The 23594-nt window shown below is 43.9% G+C and carries 23 protein-coding genes; 9 read left to right on the forward strand and 14 right to left on the reverse strand.

The window, feature by feature from the left end; translation table 11 throughout:
- Positions 1–159 precede the first annotated feature (159 nt).
- The 7 genes from K1M91_RS05520 to cspD form a co-directional block, all read right to left on the reverse strand.
- Positions 160–1326 (reverse strand): cupin domain-containing protein, encoded by a 1167-nt coding sequence (locus tag K1M91_RS05520; protein WP_232800551.1) that lies wholly within the window; start codon positions 1324–1326, stop codon positions 160–162.
- Positions 1327–1380: 54 nt separating this feature from the next.
- On the reverse strand, positions 1381–2748 hold the full coding sequence (purB, locus tag K1M91_RS05525) for an adenylosuccinate lyase (RefSeq protein ID WP_232800552.1): 1368 nt from the start codon (positions 2746–2748) through the stop codon (positions 1381–1383).
- Positions 2749–2828: 80 nt separating this feature from the next.
- Positions 2829–3452, reverse strand: a complete 624-nt coding sequence (gene hflD, locus K1M91_RS05530) for a high frequency lysogenization protein HflD (RefSeq protein WP_232800553.1) — start codon at positions 3450–3452, stop codon at positions 2829–2831.
- The gene (mnmA, locus tag K1M91_RS05535; RefSeq protein WP_232800554.1) at positions 3445–4566 is read right to left on the reverse strand and encodes a tRNA 2-thiouridine(34) synthase MnmA; all 1122 of its coding nucleotides are present in this window, start codon (positions 4564–4566) and stop codon (positions 3445–3447) included. Before mnmA ends, hflD begins: the two co-directional genes overlap by 8 nt.
- 143 nt (positions 4567–4709) lie before the next feature.
- Positions 4710–5168 (reverse strand): NUDIX hydrolase, encoded by a 459-nt coding sequence (locus tag K1M91_RS05540; RefSeq protein ID WP_232800555.1) that lies wholly within the window; start codon positions 5166–5168, stop codon positions 4710–4712.
- Positions 5161–5835, reverse strand: a complete 675-nt coding sequence (locus K1M91_RS05545; protein WP_232800556.1) for a pseudouridine synthase — start codon at positions 5833–5835, stop codon at positions 5161–5163. The genes K1M91_RS05540 and K1M91_RS05545 overlap by 8 nt, the downstream gene beginning before the upstream one ends.
- A 182-nt stretch (positions 5836–6017) precedes the next feature.
- Positions 6018–6230, reverse strand: a complete 213-nt coding sequence (cspD, locus tag K1M91_RS05550; protein ID WP_232800557.1) for a cold shock domain-containing protein CspD — start codon at positions 6228–6230, stop codon at positions 6018–6020.
- A gap of 218 nt (positions 6231–6448) precedes the next feature.
- On the opposite strand from cspD, the gene clpS reads away from it, so the two are divergent.
- The gene (gene clpS, locus K1M91_RS05555) at positions 6449–6766 is read left to right on the forward strand and encodes an ATP-dependent Clp protease adapter ClpS (protein ID WP_232800558.1); all 318 of its coding nucleotides are present in this window, start codon (positions 6449–6451) and stop codon (positions 6764–6766) included.
- A 43-nt stretch (positions 6767–6809) separates the two neighbouring features.
- Positions 6810–9071, forward strand: a complete 2262-nt coding sequence (gene clpA, locus K1M91_RS05560) for an ATP-dependent Clp protease ATP-binding subunit ClpA (RefSeq protein WP_232800559.1) — start codon at positions 6810–6812, stop codon at positions 9069–9071.
- Between the two features lie 62 nt (positions 9072–9133).
- Here the strand turns inward: clpA and infA are convergent, their stop codons facing one another.
- The 3 genes from infA to aat form a co-directional block, all read right to left on the reverse strand.
- Positions 9134–9352, reverse strand: coding sequence for a translation initiation factor IF-1 (gene infA / locus K1M91_RS05565; protein ID WP_119910160.1), 219 nt, complete (start codon positions 9350–9352; stop codon positions 9134–9136).
- Positions 9353–9436: 84 nt separating this feature from the next.
- Complete coding sequence (locus tag K1M91_RS05570) at positions 9437–10162, reverse strand: arginyltransferase (protein ID WP_232800560.1); 726 nt, start codon at positions 10160–10162, stop codon at positions 9437–9439.
- Positions 10123–10836 carry a leucyl/phenylalanyl-tRNA--protein transferase gene (aat, locus tag K1M91_RS05575; RefSeq protein WP_232800561.1) on the reverse strand — a complete coding sequence of 238 codons (714 nt, stop codon included), beginning with the start codon at positions 10834–10836 and terminating at the stop codon, positions 10123–10125. Before aat ends, K1M91_RS05570 begins: the two co-directional genes overlap by 40 nt.
- A gap of 29 nt (positions 10837–10865) precedes the next feature.
- On the opposite strand from aat, the gene K1M91_RS05580 reads away from it, so the two are divergent.
- Entirely contained in the window at positions 10866–11369 is a 504-nt protein-coding gene (locus K1M91_RS05580; protein ID WP_232800562.1) for a glycine zipper 2TM domain-containing protein, read from the forward strand.
- A 28-nt stretch (positions 11370–11397) separates the two neighbouring features.
- On the opposite strand, the gene K1M91_RS05585 is transcribed toward K1M91_RS05580, so the two are convergent.
- From K1M91_RS05585 to ald, 3 genes are all read right to left on the reverse strand, one after another.
- Complete coding sequence (locus K1M91_RS05585; RefSeq protein WP_232800563.1) at positions 11398–12660, reverse strand: diguanylate cyclase; 1263 nt, start codon at positions 12658–12660, stop codon at positions 11398–11400.
- A gap of 14 nt (positions 12661–12674) precedes the next feature.
- Entirely contained in the window at positions 12675–13631 is a 957-nt protein-coding gene (gene trxB / locus K1M91_RS05590) for a thioredoxin-disulfide reductase (protein WP_232800564.1), read from the reverse strand.
- Positions 13632–13822: 191 nt separating this feature from the next.
- Positions 13823–14941, reverse strand: coding sequence for an alanine dehydrogenase (ald, locus tag K1M91_RS05595; protein ID WP_232800565.1), 1119 nt, complete (start codon positions 14939–14941; stop codon positions 13823–13825).
- 148 nt (positions 14942–15089) lie between these two features.
- On the opposite strand from ald, the gene lrp reads away from it, so the two are divergent.
- The 6 genes from lrp (at position 15090) to serS (ending at position 21858) form a co-directional block, all read left to right on the forward strand.
- Positions 15090–15584, forward strand: coding sequence for a leucine-responsive transcriptional regulator Lrp (lrp, locus tag K1M91_RS05600; protein WP_232800566.1), 495 nt, complete (start codon positions 15090–15092; stop codon positions 15582–15584).
- Positions 15585–15662: 78 nt separating this feature from the next.
- Positions 15663–18236 (forward strand): DNA translocase FtsK, encoded by a 2574-nt coding sequence (locus K1M91_RS05605; RefSeq protein ID WP_232800567.1) that lies wholly within the window; start codon positions 15663–15665, stop codon positions 18234–18236.
- Between the two features lies 1 nt (position 18237).
- A complete protein-coding gene (gene lolA, locus K1M91_RS05610) occupies positions 18238–18858 on the forward strand; it encodes an outer membrane lipoprotein chaperone LolA (protein WP_232800568.1) in 621 nt (206 codons plus the stop codon).
- Positions 18858–20186, forward strand: coding sequence for a replication-associated recombination protein A (locus K1M91_RS05615; protein WP_232800569.1), 1329 nt, complete (start codon positions 18858–18860; stop codon positions 20184–20186). The genes lolA and K1M91_RS05615 overlap by 1 nt, the downstream gene beginning before the upstream one ends.
- Positions 20179–20562, forward strand: coding sequence for a fluoride efflux transporter CrcB (gene crcB, locus K1M91_RS05620; RefSeq protein ID WP_232800570.1), 384 nt, complete (start codon positions 20179–20181; stop codon positions 20560–20562). The genes K1M91_RS05615 and crcB overlap by 8 nt, the downstream gene beginning before the upstream one ends.
- A 9-nt stretch (positions 20563–20571) precedes the next feature.
- A complete protein-coding gene (serS, locus tag K1M91_RS05625) occupies positions 20572–21858 on the forward strand; it encodes a serine--tRNA ligase (RefSeq protein WP_232800571.1) in 1287 nt (428 codons plus the stop codon).
- 78 nt (positions 21859–21936) lie between these two features.
- On the opposite strand, the gene K1M91_RS05630 is transcribed toward serS, so the two are convergent.
- The gene (locus K1M91_RS05630; protein ID WP_232800572.1) at positions 21937–23574 is read right to left on the reverse strand and encodes a mechanosensitive ion channel family protein; all 1638 of its coding nucleotides are present in this window, start codon (positions 23572–23574) and stop codon (positions 21937–21939) included.
- Positions 23575–23594: the final 20 nt, after the last annotated feature.

A 23594-nucleotide genomic window follows, 5' to 3' on the forward strand; every position in this document is an offset into this window, starting at 1 on the left:
TTAGCTAACGGAATTTTTGGGACAACATAATCTCGATTCAGCGATAAAGGTTGAACTAGAGTGGAGGTTAATGATTTAAAAGGAGTTAACGTAGCTACGCACCAGAGTGATTAATCTTACTCTGGTGCTTTTCGTATTCGGCGGTAAATTTTAGCGAGGTTAACCGTCAATGAAAAAATAACCTAAGTTAAACCAGCTGAGCAAAGGTTGGTAGTATTTGCTTTGTAAGATCTTTAACATGGCTATTTGGTTACAACCAGCTTGGCATAAGCTTTGATAATCAGACCAAACGTTACTATCGACCTGATATTGTAACCCGTTGACAAATACGCTGTTCGGCAGCTGTGTCAGGTAGATAAACTTTAGTCCCGCCACTTTTTCTGCAATTTCACCTGCTGCTAAGGCTTCAATTAAGCTAACCTGATCCCACTGCTCTTGTTCTGACAGCGGTAAGATGTCCAATTCATGATTGGAGCTGGAAAAGTGCTGGCCAAAAAAAGGCAAGATGACATCGGGTTGATTAACTAAATCACTTAATAGCGCCGTGAGCTTATTAGTTTCATGGGCGTTTATTTCCCCGTAATTTTGCTCTGCCCTTAGCTCTGGATCACTGTAACGGGTGTAACTGCGATCTTGCTGCAATAAGTGGTCGGTAAAATCGTTGAGTAGCTCTTTTTGGTCCGGGGCGCGAAAACCCACGGAGTAATTAAGTGAGCTTTCAATTGCGTAGCCTTCATGAGGACAGCCGGGTGGAATATAGAGAATATCACCAGGCTCCATCACCACGTCGATACAGGCTTGAAATGGGCCGCAATGCTTAAGGGCTTGGTCGGACGTAAACTCTTCTAGATCTTGTTTTTCACCAACACGCCAATGGCGCTTACCTTGGCCTTGAATAATGAAAACGCAGTATTGGTCGATATGGGGGCCTACGCCACCTTCTGGCGTTGAGTAGCTGATCATCAAATCATCAAAACGCCAATTGGGAATAAATTGGAACAGTTCAACCAAGTCGCCACAAGGTGGATGCCAATGGTTAACGGCTTGATTGAGTAACGTTGCGCCATTATTTTCCAGCGGACTAAAATCGGTAAAAGGACCACACTGGGCCTGCCACTTACCATCTTTGCGCATTACCATGCGAGATTGCACTTCTTCTTCCATGGCCAGTCCTGCCATTTCTTCGGGACTGATCAGATCACTAAAATTGGCAATGCCTTGTTTGATAAACAACGGCTTGCGTTGCCAATAGGTAGATAAGAAGTGATTAATATCCAGCTGTAATTGCATGGTCATACGAGTAAGCTCTTTAGATTGTAGAGACAAAAAAGCCGCGCCTAGAAGACTAGTTGCGGCTTATTAATAGTGCGATTAAGTCGCTTAAAGATCGTCTGTTAATTTCACCGCGATACCGATGTAATTCGCAGGCGTTAATAGCTTAAGTTCAGCTTTTACTGACTCAGGTAATTCTAGTGTATCAATAAACTCAGCGATGCCTTGTGCGTTGACACGTTTACCACGCGTGAGCTCTTTTAGCTTCTCGTATGGCTTTTCAATACCGTAACGACGCATAACGGTTTGAATTGGCTCAGCCAATACTTCCCAGTTGCCGTTTAGGTCGTCAGCCATATTCTGCTCGTTGGCTTCTAACTTGCTGATGCCTTTCAAGCTTGCTTCGTACGCAATCACAGAGTAACCAATCGCTACACCTAAGTTACGCAATACCGTTGAGTCGGTCAGGTCACGTTGCCAGCGAGAAACCGGAAGTTTCGCTGCAAGGTGATCAAAGATGGCATTGGCTAGGCCTAAGTTACCTTCCGAGTTTTCAAAGTCGATAGGGTTAACTTTGTGTGGCATGGTTGATGAGCCAATTTCACCCGCGATAGTTTTTTGCTTGAAGTGGCCTAGGCAGATGTAACCCCAAATGTCGCGGTCAAAATCAAGTAGGATAGTGTTAAAGCGCGCAATGGCATCGAAGAATTCTGCGATGTAATCGTGTGGTTCAATCTGCGTGGTATAAGGGTTGAAAGTTAGCCCTAGGCCAGTAACAAACTCTTCGGCAAACTGTTCCCAGTTGACTTCAGGGTAAGCGCTTAGGTGGGCGTTATAGTTACCTACCGCGCCGTTAGTTTTACCTAAAAATTCAACCGCTTTAATTTGTTTTACTTGGCGCTCTAAACGAGCCACTACGTTAGCCATCTCTTTACCTAACGTAGTGGGAGAAGCAGGCTGACCGTGAGTACGAGATAGCATGGGCGTATCGCGGTATGTTTTCGCTAGGCCGCGGATAGCGGCAACGATTTTATCACAGTAGGGCAATACCACTTCATTACGTGCTTCTGTCAGCATTAAGCCGTGCGAAGTGTTGTTAATGTCTTCAGAAGTACAAGCAAAGTGGATAAACTCAGAAACCGCATCAAGTTCAGCATTTTGCGCTACTTTTTCTTTTAAGAAGTACTCAACCGCTTTGACGTCGTGATTGGTGCTCGCTTCAATGGTTTTAACGCGTTGTGCGTCTTGTTCTGAGAAGTTAGCAACAATGGCGTCTAAAATAGCATTGGCATCAGCGCTAAATGCTGGTACCTCTGCGATCCCTGTGGTAGCGGCTAATTTTTGTAACCAGCGAACTTCTACCTGCACTCGGTATTTAATGAGTCCAAATTCACTAAAAATTGAACGTAAAAGTGCAGTTTTACTGCCGTAACGGCCATCGACCGGAGACACAGCCGTTAGTGCTGAAAGTTCCATTGCTTACTCCTGTTTGCATATGTCAGCTGAGCTGACTTGATTATGACAGCCAGCTCAGCTGACTGAGTTGTTATTGATTGTTAAATTCGCGCCAAATTGATTTTGGCTTGCTCGATCATTTTTTTACGCGAAAAAATAATGTGTCGGCGCTTACCACCTACTTGTCGCCACAGTACGCTGGCACGAATACCCGATAGCAATAAGGCGCGGATGGTTTGTTGCACCCGAGTTTGCTTTAACTGGTCAGGATTGCCTTGCACTTGAATGCGTGGCCCTAGCGGGCTGATCACATCGCTGTAGATATCGGCGAGGTTACCTAATATTTGTTCGTCAACCAGCTCAAAGTGGGCAGTTTGGCGCTTCACCTGAGTGATCCGTTCGGCCAGCACATTCATGGCATCATTGCGTTTGGCGAGTTTTTTCTCCAGCGCAAGTAAGCCGATCACGTAGCGGGTGATGGCAATATTTTTAGGATCTGTTTGGTTTTCAAGCTGCTCAACTAATACGTTAAAGCCCCGCTTTAGGTTAGCCAGTTCACCGTATACCCCTAATGTTGAATCTGGGTTAGTCACTAGTAACGCATTTAAGGTGTGGCTTAATTGCTCTTGGTTGCAGTTACCAGTACGGGCGATTTCTTCTACCAAAGAAGCTGCTTGCCAAATACCAGCAAAGGCGATGGTGCGATCGTATAATTCTTTACTCATTTGAAGTCGGTTTCTCACGGTATTGGTGATCGATGACGGCGCCGCCAAGGCAGACTTCGTCCAAATAAAATACGGCTGATTGCCCAGGTGTCACTGCTTTCTCTGGCTCATCAAAAGTAACAGACAAGCTATCAGGACCTGTTTGCGTGACGACGCAAGGCACGTCATGTTGACGATAACGTGTTTTTACGGTGCAGCGTAAAGGCGCTGCAAGGGGAGTTCGATTAACCCAATGTACTTGAGTGGCGTCAAAACCATAAGAGAACAGGGCTGGGTGGTTTGCACCTTGGCCGACGACGAGTACATTACGTACCAAATCTTTTTCAACTACATACCAAGGTTCACCGTTACCCTCTTGTAACCCGCCAATATGCAAGCCTTTACGTTGACCTAAGGTGTGATACATCAGCCCTTGATGCTGGCCGATTACGTCGCCTTCAGTGGTTTCGATGTTACCGGGCTGTGCGGGTAAATATTGTTGTAAAAAATCGGTAAATTTACGCTCACCAATAAAGCAAATGCCGGTGCTGTCTTTTTTGTTATGAGTGACTAAACCTTGCTCTTCGGCAATTTTACGCACTTGCGGTTTTTCAATATTACCAACAGGGAATAAAGTTTTGCCGACTTGCTCTGCACTTAAGGTGTAGAGAAAATAGCTTTGATCTTTGTTGTCGTCTAGGCCTCGCAGCATTTGCCATTGGCCATCAACACAACGGTTTTGTACATAGTGTCCCATGGCGATGTAGTCGGCGCCAAGTTCTTCACTGGTAAACTCAAGGAATGCTTTGAATTTGATTTCTTTATTGCAAAGAATATCTGGATTAGGGGTTCGACCTGCTTTGTATTCTTCAAGAAAATGCTCAAATACATTATCCCAATACTCGGCCGCAAAGTTGATAGTGTGCAATGGAATGCCAAGTTTGTCACAAACGGCTTGAGCATCTTTTAAATCTTCGGCTGCCGCGCAGTATTCTTCGTTGTCGTCTTCTTCCCAGTTTTTCATAAACAAGCCTTCAACTTGATAGCCTTGTTGAAGCAATAAATACGCAGATACGGAAGAATCGACACCGCCGGACATACCAACGATTACTTTAGTTTGACTATTGTCTGTCATATTAATTTATTCTCTGGGGAAAAACGGGCGTGATTCTAGCAGAATTTAATGGCCTAAAACAGCTTTGTGAGTTAGACCACAGTTATTTCTTTAATCGGCATTTCTTGTTGTTACCATCGCCATTTTGTCACTTGTTGCTGGCCTTAAACCGTGGCTAAAGGATAATGTTTCACGAGCGACAAGTCGGCTTTTTGGCCCGCGACAAAATCTTCAATCACTTCTAACACTAAGGCACTACGCAGTTTAGTTTGTTCCGTTTCTAACTCTGCTAGGGTGAGCCAATGACAGTTTATGATGTCAGGATCTTGAGGTTTACAGGCTGGCGGCGCTTGGTCAAATTCATAATAAAAGCAAAAGCGTAAGTAAGTGATATTGTTGATTGGACTAGTAAATAAATAGCTACCGACTAACCCTTGCGGGGTAATTGTTAACCCTGTTTCTTCCCAAACTTCACGCGTAACCGCGGCAATCAATGACTCATCAGACTCTAAGTGTCCGGCGGGCTGATTTAATACTGTTCGGCCATTATCTTGCTCTTCAACAACTAGATATTTTTGCTTGTATTTGATGATGCAAGCAACGGTAACATGGGGGCTAAACATGGTCTGAAACCTCTTTATATTGTCCAGAATTAATACCGTCTAGGGTCCAATTGCCTATACGGTAGCGGACTAAACGTAATGTTGGGTGGCCGATATGTGCCGTCATGCGCCTAACCTGACGGTTACGACCTTCACTAATACTAATTGATAGCCAAGTAGTCGGGATGTTTTTACGCTCTCTGATTGGCGGGTTTCGTGGCCAAAGCTTAGGCGAAGCCATCACTTCAACCTTTGCCGGCAATGTCATGCCGTCTTTGAGCGCTACGCCACTGCGCAATTGTTCAAGTTTTTCAGCATTTGGCTCACCTTCGACTTGAACCCAGTATGTTTTGCTGGTGTTGGCTTTTGGTGATGTTATTTTAGCCTGCAGCTTACCATTATTGGTCAGTACGAGTAGCCCTTCGCTGTCGCGATCTAAACGTCCGGCAGCATACACTTCTGGAATATCAATAAAGTTTTTCAATGTCGCTCGGTTGGCGTCATCAGTGAATTGACTGAGGACGTCAAATGGCTTGTTGAATAAAATAATTCGCGTTTTAGTAGGCGTTGATGTCGCCTTGTGAAATGCTTTAGGTTTTTTGCGTATTGCCGCTTTTCGTTTGCTAAAACTGGTTGCCGATTTGTTTGTTGGGCGTTTTTGGCTCTGTCGTATTGACGATGTTCCCATAGCGGATCAATCAGTGTCATGAAGTGGATGGCGCAATGATAGCAAAGAAAGAGCGAGATAGAAGAGATAAAAAATGCGATTTTTTATTGCAACAAGCTGTTTGCAATGAAGCAGGTGTTTTTTTGAACCAAAGTGCGTAAAATAAAAAAAGCAGGAGAACCTGCTTTTTTTGTCAAGAAGCCTTATTTTTGCTCTAAGGGGCAAATTTCGGTGGCGTGTGAGCCTTTTGGACCTGCGTGCGTTTCAAACTGCACTTGTTGGCCGGCTTTTAGTGTGCGATAGCCTTCCATTTGTATGGTTGAATAATGTGCAAATATGTCTTCACCGCCTTCTTCAGCACAAATAAAGCCAAAACCTTTTGCATTGTTAAACCATTTAACCGTACCGGTTGCCATACATCTGCATCCTTATTGTTGATTGAAATTAACCCTAAAAAATCATGTCTGTTACGCTTTAAGATATCAACGTACAATGATAAATATCATCAATATATCAATTTAGTAAAAATTCAGACATAGTCAAGGTGTTATTGCAAATGAATCGATTTGTTTGTGATGTCCATCGTGACAAAAACTATTTAGCATTCGGCCACCAGAGATACTAGTATTTTACTATGAGCAAAATTCACGAACCTAACCACGACAGTCAGTTACTTGATGAAGTTAAAACCAAAATCCAACCGCCGTCGTTGTATAAGGTAATATTAAATAATGACGATTACACACCGATGGATTTTGTGATAGAAGTGTTACAACGTTTTTTTAACGCGGACATAGATAAGGCCACACAGATTATGTTGAGCGTTCATCACCATGGAAAAGGTATATGTGGCATATATACTGCAGAGATTGCAGAAACTAAAGTTGTTCAAGTTAACACCTATGCACGAGACAATGAACATCCTTTGTTGTGCACCATGGAAAAGGATTAATTGAGCGTTCGTCTTTTCGTCGTAGTATTTTTGGGAGTGTTATATGTTAAACAAAGAGCTAGAGCAAACACTTAACGACGCATTTAAAAGGGCCCGATTACATCGTCATGAATTTATGACGGTTGAGCATTTATTACTTGCCTTGTTAGACAATCCATCCGCCAGTGATGCATTTAAGGCGTGCAGTGCTGATGTTGACGCATTGCGTAAAGAAATCACTGAATTTATTGAACAAACTACGCCTCTTATTCCAGTTGATGATATTGATCGTGAAACCCAGCCAACCTTAGGCTTTCAGCGGGTGTTACAGCGCGCGGTGTTTCACGTTCAGTCTTCGGGTAATACCGAAGTGTCAGGTGCGAATGTGCTAGTGGCCATTTTTAGTGAGCAAGAATCACAGGCCGTATACTTCCTGAAAAAATCCGATATGTCGCGTTTAGACGTGGTGAATTATCTGTCTCATGGTATTCGTAAAAATGATGACAATGAACATAATTCCGGTCCCGATTCACCGATGATGGATGAAGCTGGTGAAGAGGGCAGTGTCAAACTTGAGAATTATGCGGCTAATCTAAATCAGCTGGTTTTAGAAGGCCGTATTGATCCGCTAATAGGACGTGATGAAGAGCTTAATCGCAGTATTCAAGTGCTGTGCCGCCGTCGTAAAAACAATCCACTGTTAGTGGGTGAGGCTGGTGTGGGCAAAACAGCGATTGCCGAGGGCTTAGCTTACCGTATTGTTCACGGTGAAGTACCCGATGTGATTGCTGATAGCACTATCTACTCACTCGACATGGGCTCTCTGTTAGCGGGTACAAAATACCGTGGTGATTTTGAGAAGCGTTTTAAAAATTTACTTAAACAAATTGAGAAAAAAGATAACGCTATTTTGTTTATTGATGAAATTCATACCATTATTGGCGCAGGGGCCGCTTCAGGTGGGCAAATGGATGCCGCAAACTTGATCAAACCATTGCTAAGTAATGGCTTGCTGCGCTGCATTGGCTCGACCACTTATCAAGAGTACAATCAAATATTTGAGAAAGATCGCGCTTTGGCTCGTCGTTTTCAAAAAGTTGATATTGTCGAGCCGTCAGTCGATGACACGACTCGTATACTGATGGGACTGAAACCTCGCTACGAGCAACACCACGACGTGCGTTACACCGCTAAAGCTTTACGTGCCGCGGCTGAGTTAAGTGCTAAGTATATCAATGAACGCCACCTACCTGATAAGGCTATCGATGTTATTGATGAAGCGGGGGCAAGTGTACGCTTATTGCCGATCAGCAAACGTCGTAAAACCATTAATGTGGGTGATATTGAAGCCATCGTGTCAAAAATGGCTCGAATTCCGAAAAAATCGGTTTCTGCATCTGATAAAGATATTTTGAAAAATCTATCCCGCAATTTGAAAATGGTGGTGTTTGGTCAAGATAATGCCATTGAAGCGCTGACTGACGCGATCCGTTTGAGCCGCTCTGGCTTAGGCAATGAAGTGAAGCCAGTGGGCTCATTTTTGTTTGCAGGCCCAACAGGGGTTGGTAAAACAGAGGTGACGCAACAAATTGCGAAAGTAATGGGCGTTGAGCTTATTCGCTTTGATATGTCAGAGTATATGGAGCGTCACGCGGTCTCTCGCTTAATTGGTGCGCCTCCTGGCTACGTTGGTTATGATCAAGGTGGCATGCTAACCGATGCTGTTATCAAGCATCCACACAGTGTGGTGTTGCTTGATGAAATAGAGAAAGCCCATTCAGATGTGTTTAACTTATTGCTACAAGTAATGGATCACGGCACATTAACTGATAATAATGGCCGTAAGGCTGATTTTCGTAATGTGATTTTAGTGATGACCACTAATGCCGGTGTGCAAGAGACGGTGCGCAATAGCATTGGCTTTAAAGCGCAAGATCAAAGTTATGATGCATTAGACGAGATTAATCGTACTTTCTCACCTGAGTTCAGAAACCGGCTAGACAATATTATTTGGTTTAATCACCTTGATATGGACGTGATTTACCAAGTTGTTGATAAGTTTATCGTGGAGTTGCAAGCTCAACTGGATAAGAAAGGTGTATCTATGGTGGTGGATCAAGATGCAAGAGAGTGGCTTGCTACTAAGGGTTACGATAAGGCAATGGGTGCCCGCCCAATGGCTCGAGTGATCCAAGAGCATCTGAAAAAACCGTTAGCGAATGAAATACTCTTTGGTGGTTTAGTTAGCGGCGGCGATGTGCGTGTGTCTCTGAAAGATGATGAACTTAGATTTAACTATTCAGAAGTGGGTGAGCCTGTTGCTTAGGCCTGAATGGTATAATTGACACCAAAAAAAACCAGCGTAAGCTGGTTTTTTTATGGCGAAGATTATCTTGCGCGGAACACGATACGTCCTTTAGATAGGTCGTAAGGTGTCAAAGCAACAGTCACCTTATCCCCGGTTAGAATGCGAATATAGTTTTTACGCATTTTACCAGATATGTGTGCTGTCACAACATGACCATTTTCTAGTTCTACACGGAACATGGTATTTGGTAGTGTGTCTAACACAGTTCCCTGCATTTCAATATTGTCTTCTTTCGCCATCGAGTCCTCGGTTTGCAATTTAAGCTATTTTTTGACCGCCGAATAATGCCAGATTTGCATGAAAGGGTAAAGAAATGGCTGAATTTAATTCGTGAATTTATGCCAATCACCGCGGATCAAGCGTTCATAGGGTGAAAATCGGGTCTTATAATTCATTTTTTCACAGTCATCGACTTGGTAACCTAGGTATAGCCAAGGCAATGCTAGGCTTTTTGCATAGCTTAATTGTTGCAAAATGGCGAAGGTGCCAAGAGACAAATGCCCAAAGTCAGGGTGAAAAAAAGTATACATCGCACTGAGACTCGCCGTGCCAACATCGGTTACCGCTACTGCAATTAGCGTATCATGGTCATAAAATTCCAAATAATGCGGTGATAGCCAAGGTGCTAGGACAAACTGCTCGTATTGAATAAGATCGGCCGGATACATGCTGCCGTCTTGATGACGAGTATTAATGTACTTTTTATAGAGCTCGAAATATTCAGGCTTATTCTGATGGCTGATTTTCACGACGATAGCTTGGTTCTTTTTGACTACTCGTTTTTGGCTTTTTGTTAGCTGAATACTATTAACAGGTAAGCGAATTGATTGGCATTGTTGACAGTGGCGGCAGTGAGGACGATAAATGTCTTTGCCACTGCGGCGGAAACCTAGGCTAAGGAGTCGTTCATAGTCGTGAGGGTTGAACATACCCGGATCCATCATTACGAGTAGCTGCTCTTTTTTTTCTGGCAAATAGCTACAAGTATGCTCAGGAGTCAAGCCGACTTTTAAGATAATTTCAGATGAATTGTCTGTTTTGTCCAACATTCTGTTCCTATTGGCTCTTTTGCCAGCCGTTGTACTTGCATGAGAAATCGATTTCGCGTTTGTGACTGAACTCCGAGTGAAGAGAGATGCGGATTTGGAATTTGTGCATCAATTAACTGACCACCATGTTGTCCAAAATGCCGACATAATGCGATAAAAGCCAGTTTTGATGCGTTAGATGCGCGATGAAACATAGATTCACCACAAAATAAACGGCCAATATTGACGCCGTAAATACCGCCCACAAGTTGAGTTTGTTGCCAAACTTCAATCGAGTGGGCATGGCCCAGTTGATGTAGTTGAATGTAAGCCTGCTGCATTTCAGGGGTGATCCAAGTGCCATCATCTTTGCGTTCATCGGCGCAAGCCCTTATTACTTCAGTAAAGCCAATGTTGACGGTAATTTCAAATTTGTGTTGTCGAATGAGGCGTGCCATAGAGCGGCTTATATGTACTTCACCCGGTATAATGGTTGCTCGTTCACTGGGGCTCCACCACATTATGGGTTGGTTATCACTGAACCAAGGGAAAATTCCTTTTTGATAAGCGGCTAATAAACGAGTAGGGCTTAAATCACCACCAACTGCCAGTAGCCCATCAGGTTCAGTTAATGCTAGGCTTGGATCAGGAAATAAACTCGCTTGCTGAGTTAATTGCGTTATAAAATGACTCATGACCATTCAGTAATATTAAGAAGGTAATTATGGCGCATCATAAATACAGTTTGTTGAGGCGACTCGTTTTGATTTGTGTCGCTATGATGGCCTCGAATTTTATCGTAGCTAGTTCTTACGGTGCCGATTTATATCAGCGTAATGTTGCCCGGCCTGTGAATCAAGTGGTATTTGCCTCAGTTGATTCTGCAAGAAATATAACGAAGCAACAAGTGCTCCAGTCAACTCGTCATGGTTGGCATACATTATCTGGCGCACTTATAGGTGGCTTATTAGGTTATCAATTTGGCGATGGAACGGGGCAAATCGTTGCTACTACCGCTGGGGCTGTGTTGGGGGCTGGGATAGCAGATTACCGTTCACAAACGCCGATTGTCTTGGAGTATCAGTTGGTTGAGCTGTTGTTAAAAACCGAGCAGGGCGAATTAATTAATGTTATTCAAGATAAAGATCCCAATATGAGGTTTAAACGAGGGGACGCCGTTCGTATCTTGTATTTCGATGAAGGCGTTAGAGTTGACCTGGCCTATTAATATAGGGTCTTAGACCCTCATTTAAGTGTTAAAAATCAGCGTCGGTATCGTTGTAAACGCGGTTGCGACCATCGTTTTTTGCTTCATAAAGTAATTTGTCGGCACGATTAAGTTGGCTATCTAATGAATCACCAATGAAGTTACTCACGCCAAAACTAGCGGTTATCCAAACGTCTTGCTCATTAGCCACGATTGGGCTTTGTGCCAGTTTCTCTCTGAATTTGTTGAGTCGCGAACTGGCGAGTTCGTTGTCTGTGTCTGTCATTAGGATACAAAACTCCTCGCCGCCGAGACGAGCCACAACAGATTTTGGAAAGCAGATTGTGAGCATATTGGCAACGTGTTTTAGGGCGATATCACCTACCTCATGACCATAGGTATCATTCACTTCTTTAAAGTGGTCAATATCCATGCAGGTTACAGCTAAACTGTATTGGCCCTGCTTTGCCCTGGCGTGAAGTTGAGCCCCTTGAATGAAGAGGTAACGGCGATTATACAATTTTGTCATAAAATCACGATTGGCTGTCGCTTGGATTTCAGCAACCAGTTCAATGTGGTCCAAGGTTTGATTTACTCGGCAGTATAATTCTTCATGAATGAACGGTTTACTCAGAAAATCATTGGCGCCATGTTTAATGAAACGTGCCGACAGTGAAGGTTCATTGGCAGATGAAAGCCCGATAATGGCCAATTGATTTTTATCGAAGCGTTGACGCAAGGCTTGAACGAGTTGAAAGCCGTCCATATTTGGCATGTTGTAATCAGTCAAAAGAATCTTTATGTCGGGCTCTTGTTCTAACATTGAGAGTGCTGCCACACCATCATTGGCTGTGTAAACTTGGAATAAATGCTGTTTTAACAGTCCCTCCAAATAGCTACGTGATACCTTAGAATCTTCTACTACCAGCAGTTTTATAAACTGATTCTTGTGTAAACGCTGCAATAAGCTAATGGCATAATTAAAAGAATAGGTACTGTCTTTAATGACGTAATCAACCACACCCATATTGAGCAATTTTTCACGCATTGTCTCGTTATAATCACCCGTTAATACAATAGAAGGAAGTTGATGAGCCAGTGTGTAAGCAACGGCCTCGCCGGGTGCGGCGTCGGGGAGATTTAAGTCAACCATGGCAGCAAAGTACGCTTTGCTGCCATTATTTTTTATCAATGCTCTGCATTCAGCCATGCTCTTTGCAGAGTCGGTAGGGATGTTTAAGGTTTTTTGGATCACTTGCAGTAAGATATTTCTAACCGTACTGCTATCTTCGATGACCAGTATTTTTTTCATCCCTATCTCATTTTTTATTTCACTATATTATCAAGATAGCGCTCAGCGTCTAATGCTGCCATACAACCACTGCCAGCAGAAGTAATTGCTTGTCGATAAATGTGATCTGCAACATCACCCGCTGCAAACACACCTTCAACACTGGTTTGTGTCGCGTTACCTTGAGTACCTGATTGGATAGTTAAGTAACCATCTTTCATTTCAAGTTGGCCTTTAAATATTTCCGTATTCGGGCTGTGGCCAATCGCGACAAAAACACCCATTACATCAACGTTCTCTGTTGCATCTGACTGTGTATCTTTAATGCGCATACCCGTTACGCCCATCTCATCGCCCAACACTTCATCTAAGGTGCGGTTTAAGTGTAGGGTAATGTTGCCGTTTGCTACTTTATCTTGTAGACGGTCAAGCAAAATCTTTTCCGAGCGGAATGTTTCACGGCGGTGAACTAAATGTACTTCAGAAGCAATGTTAGATAGGTATAACGCTTCTTCAACTGCGGTATTACCGCCGCCAATGACAGCTACTTTTTGATTGCGGTAAAAGAAACCGTCACAGGTGGCACATGCCGATACGCCGCGGCCTTTAAATGCTTCTTCAGACGGTAAACCTAAATAACGAGCTGATGCGCCAGTTGCGATGATCAGCGCATCACAGGTATATACGCCGCTGTCGCCAGTTAGCGTAAATGGCTTATTTTTCACATCAACGGTGTGAATATGGTCAAATAAAATCTCTGTTTCAAAACGCTCTGCATGCTCTTTCATTCGATCCATTAATGCTGGACCCGTTAGGCCATGTGCATCGCCAGGCCAGTTTTCAACTTCTGTGGTGGTAGTTAATTGACCACCTTGTTGCATACCTGTTACCAATACCGGATTTAAGTTGGCACGTGCAGCGTAAACAGCGGCAGTGTAACCAGCAGGGCCGGAGCCTAAAATTAATAATTTACAGTGTTTTGGTTCGCTCATTGCAAGTCTCTTCTAGTAATGCTTGAGGTGATTGTATGGAAATAATAACAGTGGGTAAAGCGGCGAAATATATCTACAGAATAAATCACCGCTAACTAGCAAAAATGGTCAACGGATAAAAGCATCGACAGAACAATTTGTTATATTTTATAAAAAAAGGAGCTGAAAATATAAGCTCCTTTTGAGTTTTTTTATAAATTAAGCACCTGAGTGGTTGAGATCCAGGGCTTTTGTTGGCTAATTGCGACTTGCTCATTAGTAATCTGGCCGTTAAATACATTTAGTCCAGCCAGCAAGCCCGGATCTTGACGCATGGCCTCCACAGCGCCGAGCTCTGCCAGTTTAATTACATAGGGAAGGGTGGCATGATTGAGAGCAAAAGTGGCCGTTCGAGCGACTGCGCCTGGCATGTTGGCAACACAATAATGCACTATGTTATCAACAATATAAATAGGATCATCGTGGGTGGTTGGATGAGAAGTTTCGCAGCAGCCTCCTTGGTCTATTGCAACATCAACAATTACCGCACCCGGTTTCATTTTTTTCAGTAATGCTTTTGTGATGAGTTTCGGTGCGGCTGCGCCGGGTAGCAGTACGGCAGCAATCACTAGATCGGCACGGATCACTTCTTGTTCTAAGTTTTCTGCATTTGAGTAAAGGGTCGTCAAGGTATTAGCATATTGCCGATCCAGTTGTTCTAAAGTATTAATATTCTTATCTAAAACAGTTACATCCGCGCCCATGCCGATCGCAATCTTAATGGCATTTTGACCCACCTTACCGCCGCCAATAACCAGCACTTTAGCGGGTGCGACACCAGGCACCCCTGCTAACAGTAACCCTCTGCCACCCCAAGACTTTTCAAGAGCCATCGCACCGGCTTGGATGGCCATTCTACCAGCCACTTCAGACATTGGTGACAGTAAAGGTAGTGTGCCATTTTTATCAGTAACAGTTTCATATGCTATACATGTGGCTCGACTCTTGATAAGATCCTCAGTTTGGAGCAGATCTGGCGCTAAATGTAAATAGGTAAAAAGAACGTGTTCAGGTTTAAGTAATGCTCGTTCTGACGCTTGAGGCTCTTTTACCTTGACTATCATCTCAGATTTTGAGAATAGTTCACTAGCACTGGCAACTATGTTTGCTCCAGCTGCTTTAAACTCAGCATCGGTGAGGTCAATTCCTGCACCGGCATTAGTTTCAATATTGACTATGTGGCCTAAGCGAGTTAACTCTCGCACACTAGATGGGACTAAGCCAACGCGGTACTCGTGATTTTTGATTTCTTTTGGTACGCCAATAATCATTATTCACCTCACTCATTGTTGGGGTTGGGTTGAGAAATATAAAAGGCTATCACGCTAGTATAGGCGGAAAAATAACCGCCCATGCACCTATAATTAAATTTAAAGCGTGATATTATTTTACTGGGATGTAATTAAATGGAATATAATAATGATGGAAGTAAATACTAGACCACTTAAGGATTTGGATCGCATTGACCGTAATATCTTAAATGAATTACAAAAAGATGGCCGAATTTCTAATGTTGAGCTCTCAAAGCGTGTTGGCTTAAGCCCAACACCTTGTTTAGAACGTGTACGCCGCCTTGAACGCCAAGGTTACATTAAGGGCTACACAGCAATTCTAAACCCATTATACCTAGATGCATCCTTGTTGGTGTTTGTTGAAATTACCCTTAATCGCGGCGCGCCGGATGTATTTGAGCAATTCAACAGTGCAGTTCAGGAATTAGAAGAAATTCAAGAATGTCATCTTGTCTCTGGCGATTTTGATTACTTACTAAAAACCCGCGTGTGTGACATGTCGGCTTACCGCAAATTGCTAGGTGAAACCTTGTTGCGGTTACCTGGTGTTAACGATACTCGCACTTATGTGGTGATGGAAGAAGTGAAACAGTCCAATTCTTTAGTGATAAAGACTCGCTAAGCTTTACCTTAGCAGTTAAATGGATACAATAAAGAGCGGCTTATTGCCGCTTTTTTATTTTCTCTTCAGGCGTTTAAAATGAACAAGGAATTAAGCTTGACCCAAGCAAAACCCATGTCTTCTTTATCTGGTGTTGCCCGCATTCTAGAAGTCAGTCTAATTATCTGTCATGCCTTTGCTATTTTCATGATGCTGTCATTAATCACTTTCCACCCTTCTGATCCCAGTTGGACGCAAACAGCATGGGAAGGCTCTATCCATAACTCAGGTGGGGCAGCGGGGGCTTGGTTAGCGGATATTTTGTTGTTTGCCTTTGGTATTGCCGCTTACTTGATGCCATTTGTTACAGTGGCCATAGCGTGGCTATTATTCTGGAAGCCTAAGGGGCTGCTTTCTTTAGATTATTTAGCGCTGGGTTTACGAATTATAGGGTTTATTTTTATTGTCCTTGGGGTGACGGCACTGGCCGCGCTTAATTTTGATGATATTTATTACTTCTCAAGTGGTGGTGTGATCGGAGACATTCTGTCTCAATCAATGGTGAGTTATTTTGGTTTATTGGGCTCAACACTGATTTTACTCAGTTTTATCGCGACAGGTTTTACCCTCTTTACGGGGATTTCACTATTAATGTTTATTGATAAACTGGGTGAATACTGTATCAAGTTAGGGCGGCTGTTATTGAATGCGCCGACTGCATGGCGTGAGTTTAAAGCGCAACGCAGCGCCAATAAATCGAAACAAGAAGCGGAAGATGTGCTGTTCGCGAAAGAGTTACCAAAGCAAAAAGATGATAAATCTGAGCGTAATGATCCTCCTTTACCTAGCCTAGATAAGATTTTGCCTGAGTTTGAGTCTTCATTGAATGAACAAGTTAAGCGGACTAAACCACAGGTTAAGCAAGAGCCTCCTGCTGTCACAGAGGTTGCCTCAACAACAGCACCAGAGCCAATCAATAGCGAACTCGATGATTTGAGTATGCCGTGGATGCCAGACTTAGATGACGACGAGGATGATTTCGGCCCCTCTTTTTCGCATTCTCCTACTGACGCTACCGATTCGCCTAAAGTGGCGCAGATGGTCAGTAAACACAGCAGCCAGCAGCCAACCTTGGCAGATGCAGTCGCTGACTTGCAGAAAAAACAGGCGATGCCACCGTTAGCCCCTTTGCCATCGGTTGACCTGCTCGACAGACCCAATAAGTCAGAAAATCCGATTAGCCAAGAAGAATTGGATCAAGTTTCCCGTTTGGTTGAAGCCAAGTTATTAGATTTTAACGTGCAAGCTAAGGTGATGGAAGTCTTCCCCGGTCCTGTGATTACACGTTTTGAATTAGACCTAGCACCGGGCATTAAAGTCAGTAAAATTAGCGGACTGGCAAAAGATTTAGCACGTGCGCTATCGGCTATCAGTGTGCGCGTGGTTGAGGTGATCCCGGGTAAAACCTATATTGGCTTAGAGCTGCCAAACAAATACCGTGAAACGGTTTATTTGCGCGAAGTGCTCGATTGCCCATTGTTCACTGAAAGTAATTCTCCATTAACCATGGTGCTGGGCAGTGATATTGCTGGTAAACCCGTGGTGGTTGACCTAGCGAAAATGCCGCACTTGCTGGTGGCGGGTACCACCGGCTCAGGCAAATCAGTTGGTGTTAACTGTATGATAGTCAGCTTATTGTACAAGTCATCACCGGAAGATGTGCGGATGATTATGATCGATCCTAAGATGCTTGAATTGTCAGTTTATGAAGGCATTCCGCATCTGCTGTCAGAAGTGGTAACTGATATGAAAGACGCTGCCAATGCACTGCGTTGGTGTGTGGGTGAGATGGAGCGCCGCTATAAGTTGATGTCAGCGGTCGGTGTGCGTAACTTAAAAGGCTATAACGCTAAGGTGAAGGCTGCTATTGATTCGGGTAACCCTATGGTTGATCCCCTTTGGAAGCCGGGTGACAGCGTGGATGAGTTAGCTCCTGAGCTAACTAAACTGCCGAGTATTGTTGTAGTGGTTGATGAATTTGCTGACATGATGATGATTGTCGGTAAGAAAGTAGAAGAGCTAATCGCGCGTATTGCGCAAAAAGCGCGTGCCGCGGGGATCCATTTAATTCTCGCTACCCAGCGTCCATCGGTAGATGTCATTACTGGCTTAATCAAGGCTAATATCCCAACCAGAATGGCGTTTCAAGTGTCCAGTAAAATTGATTCGCGCACTATTTTAGATCAACAAGGTGCGGAATCATTATTGGGAATGGGCGATATGATATATTTGCCTCCGGGCACCTCAATTCCAACGCGCGTTCATGGCGCATTTGTTGATGATCATGAAGTACATAAAGTGGTTGCAGATTGGAAGTTACGTGGTGAACCAAATTATATTGATGATATTTTATCGGGTGATACCACTGCCGAAAATATGTTGCCGGGTGAAATGTCTGAGTCTGACGAAGAAGTTGATGCTTTCTATGATGAAGCCGTTGCCTTTGTAACAGAAACACGCCGTGGCTCTGTATCAGGCGTACAACGTAAATTTAAAATAGGTTACAACCGCGCGGCACGTATTGTTGAGCAAATGGAGCAACAAGGCATTGTGAGTGCGCCGGGCCATAATGGCAATCGTGAAGTATTAGCTCCCCCTCCGCCAAGGAATTAAGATGAACAAATTATCGTTATTATTAACATCAGGCTTCACCTCATTGATGTTGTTTTCAAGCTCAGTGTGGGCCGATGCCGCGCAAGATCTACAGCAGAAGCTACATAAAGTATCGCAGTTCTCAGCTAACTTTTCGCAGCAAGTATTAGATTTAGATGGAAAAGTGATCCAAGAAGCATCAGGAGAGCTTAACGTTGCCCATCCGGATAAATTTCGTTGGCAAGTATTGATGCCTGATGAAGAGTTAGTGTTGTCAAATGGTAATACGGTGTGGGTTTACAGCCCATTTGTTGAGCAAGTCACTTTGCTCGATCAAGCCGACGCCGTTGCGGGGACGCCTTTTCTATTATTGGCATCGACCGATAAAGCAGTCTGGCAGCAATATGAGGTTGTGGCTCAACAGCAAGAATTTGTTATTAAGCCAAAGGATGAGCAAGCCAGTATTGCTGAATTTACCATGAAGTTTAATCAAAAAGATCAACTGATCGGTTTTAGCATTAAAGAGCGCCAAGGCCAAACCAGTCAGTTTGTGCTAACCGAATTTAACTCGAAAAATACATTTAAAGACAGCGACTTCGAATTTGTCATCCCGGAAGGGGTTGAGGTTGACGACCAGCGTTAATGGATAACTTAAGTCTTAATTTTGCGCCTGACTTTAGGCCGTTGGCGGCGCGGATGCGGCCAACGAGCCTTGAGCATTATGTTGGCCAGCAACATATCATCGGCCCCGAGCAACCCTTAAGAAAAGCCCTTGAAGCGGGCTTTTGTCATTCTATGATCTTGTGGGGACCGCCGGGTACAGGGAAAACGACCTTGGCCGAGTTAGCTGCTCAATATTGTGACGCTAAGGTTGAGCGTTTGTCGGCGGTTACGTCAGGGGTAAAAGATATTCGCGCTGCTATTGAGCGCGCGCAGCAAAATGGTCAACAGGGCCAACGTACCTTGTTATTTGTCGATGAGGTGCATCGCTTTAATAAAAGTCAGCAAGATGGCTTTTTACCTTACATTGAAGATGGCACCATTACTTTTATTGGTGCCACCACAGAAAATCCCTCGTTTGAACTCAATAACGCACTGCTCTCGCGAGCCCGTGTTTATGTGTTAAAAAAGCTCGAAACAACTGACTTATTAGCCATGATAGAGCGTGCTGTTAAGCAAGGTTTTACCGATGTGTCGGTCACGCTAGCTGATGGTTTGGCGGAAAAGACGGTTCAATTAGCGGGGGGCGATGGCCGTAAAGTCCTTAATTTTATTGAATTGATGGTTGATATGGCCGACTTAGTCAATGGCGAGAAACGATTGACTGAGGATTTACTCAAAGCGGTGGCGGGTAGGCCATTGGCCAGCATTGATAAGCAAGGCGATATCTATTTTGATTTAATCTCTGCCTTGCACAAGTCCATTCGCGGCTCTGCGCCTGATGCTGCACTTTATTGGTATGCACGGATGTTAACAGCAGGGTGCGATCCTTTATATATTGCGCGGCGCTGTTTAGCTATTGCATCAGAAGATGTGGGAAATGCCGATCCACGTGCCATGCAAGTCGCGGTGTCAGCCTGGGATTGTTTTAGTCGCGTTGGCCCTGCTGAAGGTGAGCGCGCGATTGCACAGGCCATTGTTTATCTGGCTTGTGCACCAAAAAGTAATGCTGTTTATAACGCGTTTAAAGCGGCCCTTCGTGATGCCAAAGAACACGGCGATGCGCCTGTACCAGTACATTTACGTAATGCGCCAACCCAGCTACTCGCTGAGTTAGGGCATGGCGCAGAGTATCGCTATGCTCATAATGAACCTAATGCTTATGCCGCAGGTGAAAACTACTTCCCGGACTCACTCGCTCATCAACAATATTACTTTCCAACCGAGCGCGGCTTGGAAAAACAAATTTCAGATAAGCTTAATTGGCTGCGCGAGCAAGACCAATTAAGTGAGAACAAACGCTATGACTAATTACACAGCACTGGCATTTGTTGCGTGTGGTGGCGCGACAGGGGCGTGTTTGCGCTTTCTTATCAGTAATTGGGCCCTTGCTACTTTTGGAAAGGGCTTCCCTTTTGGTACACTGATAGTCAATGTGATTGGCTCATTGTTAATGGGGATTATCTTTGCTTTATTAGAGCAAAATATTCTCAATACCAATCCTTGGAAACAGTTAATTGGCGTTGGCCTACTCGGTGCGTTAACCACGTTTTCCACGTTTTCCATGGACAGTTTATTGCTCATCCAACAAGGTGAGCTAATCAAAGCCGTATTAAATGTCGTTATCAATGTGGTGATTTGTATTATCGCTGCATGGATCGGCACCCAATTAATAATAAAAAGTTAAAGGTTAAGCATGTTAGATCCTAAATTTTTGCGTGGTGATTTAAACGAAGTTGCGGCTAAATTGGCCTCACGCGGTTATGAACTTGATGTTGAAAAGCTCAATACATTAGAAAATCAACGTAAAGAGCTACAAGTTCGCACTGAGAATCTACAAGCTGAGCGTAACAGTCGATCCAAATCTATCGGTGCTGCCGCCAAACGGGGTGAAGACATTGCACCGCTGCGCGCTGAAATGAATAAGTTCGGTGCAGAGCTTGATGCGGCTAAAGAGCAACTAACTGCATTGATGACTGAACTTAATGGGCTGTCATTAAGTATTCCTAATTTACCTCATGAGTCGGTGCCTGTCGGTAAAGATGAGACTGAAAACCTTGAAGTTCGCCGTTGGGGTGAGCCAAAGGCTTATGATTTTGAAGTTAAAGATCACGTTGATTTAGGCGAAGCCTTGGGTGGGTTAGATTTTCCTGCAGCCGTTAAAATCACCGGCTCTCGTTTCATTGTGATGCAGGGACAAATTGCCCGTATGCACCGTGCACTGGCCCAGTTTATGTTGGATCTGCATACCACCGAACACGGTTACACTGAAATGTACGTGCCTTACTTAGTCAATGCTGACAGCTTATATGGCACCGGTCAGTTGCCTAAGTTTGGTGGCGATCTTTTCCATACCCAGCCAGCGACAGAAGAAGGCCAAGGTTTATCTTTGATCCCAACAGCTGAAGTGCCGCTAACAAACATGTCGCGCGATACGATTTACGCTGAATCTGATTTACCCATTAAGATGACGGCGCACACACCGTGTTTTCGTAGTGAAGCGGGCTCTTACGGCCGCGATACCCGTGGTTTAATTCGTCAGCATCAGTTCGACAAAGTTGAAATGGTGCAATTAGTGCATCCTGAGCAGAGCTTTGCAGCGTTAGATGAGTTAACCGGTCATGCGGAAGCCGTATTGCAAAAGCTAGGCTTGCCGTATCGCGTAATGGCGCTATGTACTGGTGACATGGGCTTTGGCGCAACTAAAACGTTTGATTTAGAAGTATGGTTACCGGCGCAAAACACCTATCGTGAAATTTCATCTTGCTCTAACGTGGGTGATTTCCAAGCGCGTCGTTTACAAGCACGTTTTCGTCCAGAAGGCGCGAAAAAGCCTGAACTTATCCATACCTTAAATGGCTCTGGTTTAGCGGTTGGGCGCACTTTGGTTGCGGTGTTAGAAAATTACCAGATGGCCGATGGCCGTATCGAAGTGCCAGCTGTGCTAGTGCCTTACATGGGTGGACTGACTCATCTCGGTTAAATTGTTTGGCTAACAAACATAAATAAGCAATAAAAATGCCGCTCAATTGAGCGGCATTTTTATATTAACTTTGCAAGCTTACGCTTCATTATGCTGATAGATATGAACGTCTCGTTGCGGGAAGGGGATACTTATTTTTTCTTCATCGAAACGCAGCTTAACGGAGCGAGTAACGTCCCAGTAAACATTCCAGTAGTCTTCATTTTTAACCCAAGGACGAACTGCAAAATCGACGGAAGATTCACCTAATGCGTGCACTTTAACCATATATGGGTGAGCATCATCTTTTAGTACAGCAGGATGGGCTTCTAAGATCTCGGTTAACACCGCTTCTGCTTTACGAATATCATCGCCGTAGCCAATACCAAAGAGCATATCCACGCGACGAAAGTGTTCAGCCGAAATATTATTGATGGTATCTCCCCAAATCTTATTATTCGGTATGATAAGACGCTGGTGATCGATAGTTTTTATGGTCGTTGATACTAAGCTCATATGACTAACGTTGCCGCGTACACCGCCCGCCACTTCAACGTAGTCGCCCACGTCAAATGGGCGGTAAATTAAGATCATCATACCGGAAGCAAAGTTAGACAGCGTGTCTTGCAAGGCAAGGCCAATTACAATACCTGCAACGCCAAAGCCAGCTAAAAGTGGGCCTAACTCAACACCAAGCTGAGAAATACCAACCATGATGCCGAACACATAAACAATTTTAGCGGATAAGTTTATGAAAAATTCTTGCATGAGTACGCTAAATTTCATGGTTGAATGTGACACGCTGCGTTTGACTGCTTTCTTTACTAAACGGGCAATGCTTCTGGTCACAACCAGAATAAGCCCAAAGAGCAACAGTCGCATGACTAGGGTAGGGGTATGCTCTAATGCCCAAGACTTCAAACTACCAAGCCATTGCTGAGCCAGTCCTGAAACTACATTTAGGTCCAGTACATCAACCGTTATTGCGCCAGTAATACTGAATATGAGCTGCTTGTATTCAGAAGTATCTAGCTGGTATCGGTCCATGATATTGACAGTATTTTCAAGGTTATTGACTAACCAATAGTTGTTGTCGGTAAGGGTTTGTAATGATTGCTGGATGGGGGCTTTATCACTTTCGACGGCAGAGTCTAATCGTGCTTTCAAATCAGCTTGTCGTTTAGTAAAAAAACGGAGCATGTTACTTAATAATTTTGCTCGTCCGTCTAATTCTATTTTAAATGTGTGTAGCTCTTTCGCCACATCTAGGTCAAGCTGAATGGCCCAAGCGAAAGTATCCGATAGTGCTAGATAATGTCCATCGATCACATTAAACAGCTCTTGTGATACATGGGTCAGTTCAGCCTTGTCTTCCCCTTGACTTTGTTCCCCTAGCTTTAGTGAGTCGGTGAGCTCAGCTTTTGTTAACTCAAGCGCTTGGTTTAAAAAAGCCAATTGCGCAAAAATATAGGGTGCAACTTCATCTTGATGGCTTTTGCCATATTGATTGATGATGCTTGCAAGATCCTTTCTTAGTTTCTGATTCTGACGTTGTACTACATCTTCAAAGTATAAGCGTTCTTCTTGATGCGACTGAGCCAGCTTAGATTGTTCAGATTTAAGCGCTTCTTGTGCTTGCGCGATATGCTCGAGTTGTTCGCTCAAACTCGATGCAAAGCCAATATTTGAGAAGCCAAGTAGTAGTAACAAGAAAGCAATGGATAAATAAGGTCTCATTGGTGACTCCAAAGTGAACT

The sequence above is a fragment of the Motilimonas sp. E26 genome (genome assembly GCF_021278025.1).
GTDB lineage: Bacteria > Pseudomonadota > Gammaproteobacteria > Enterobacterales > CBDFNC01 > Motilimonas.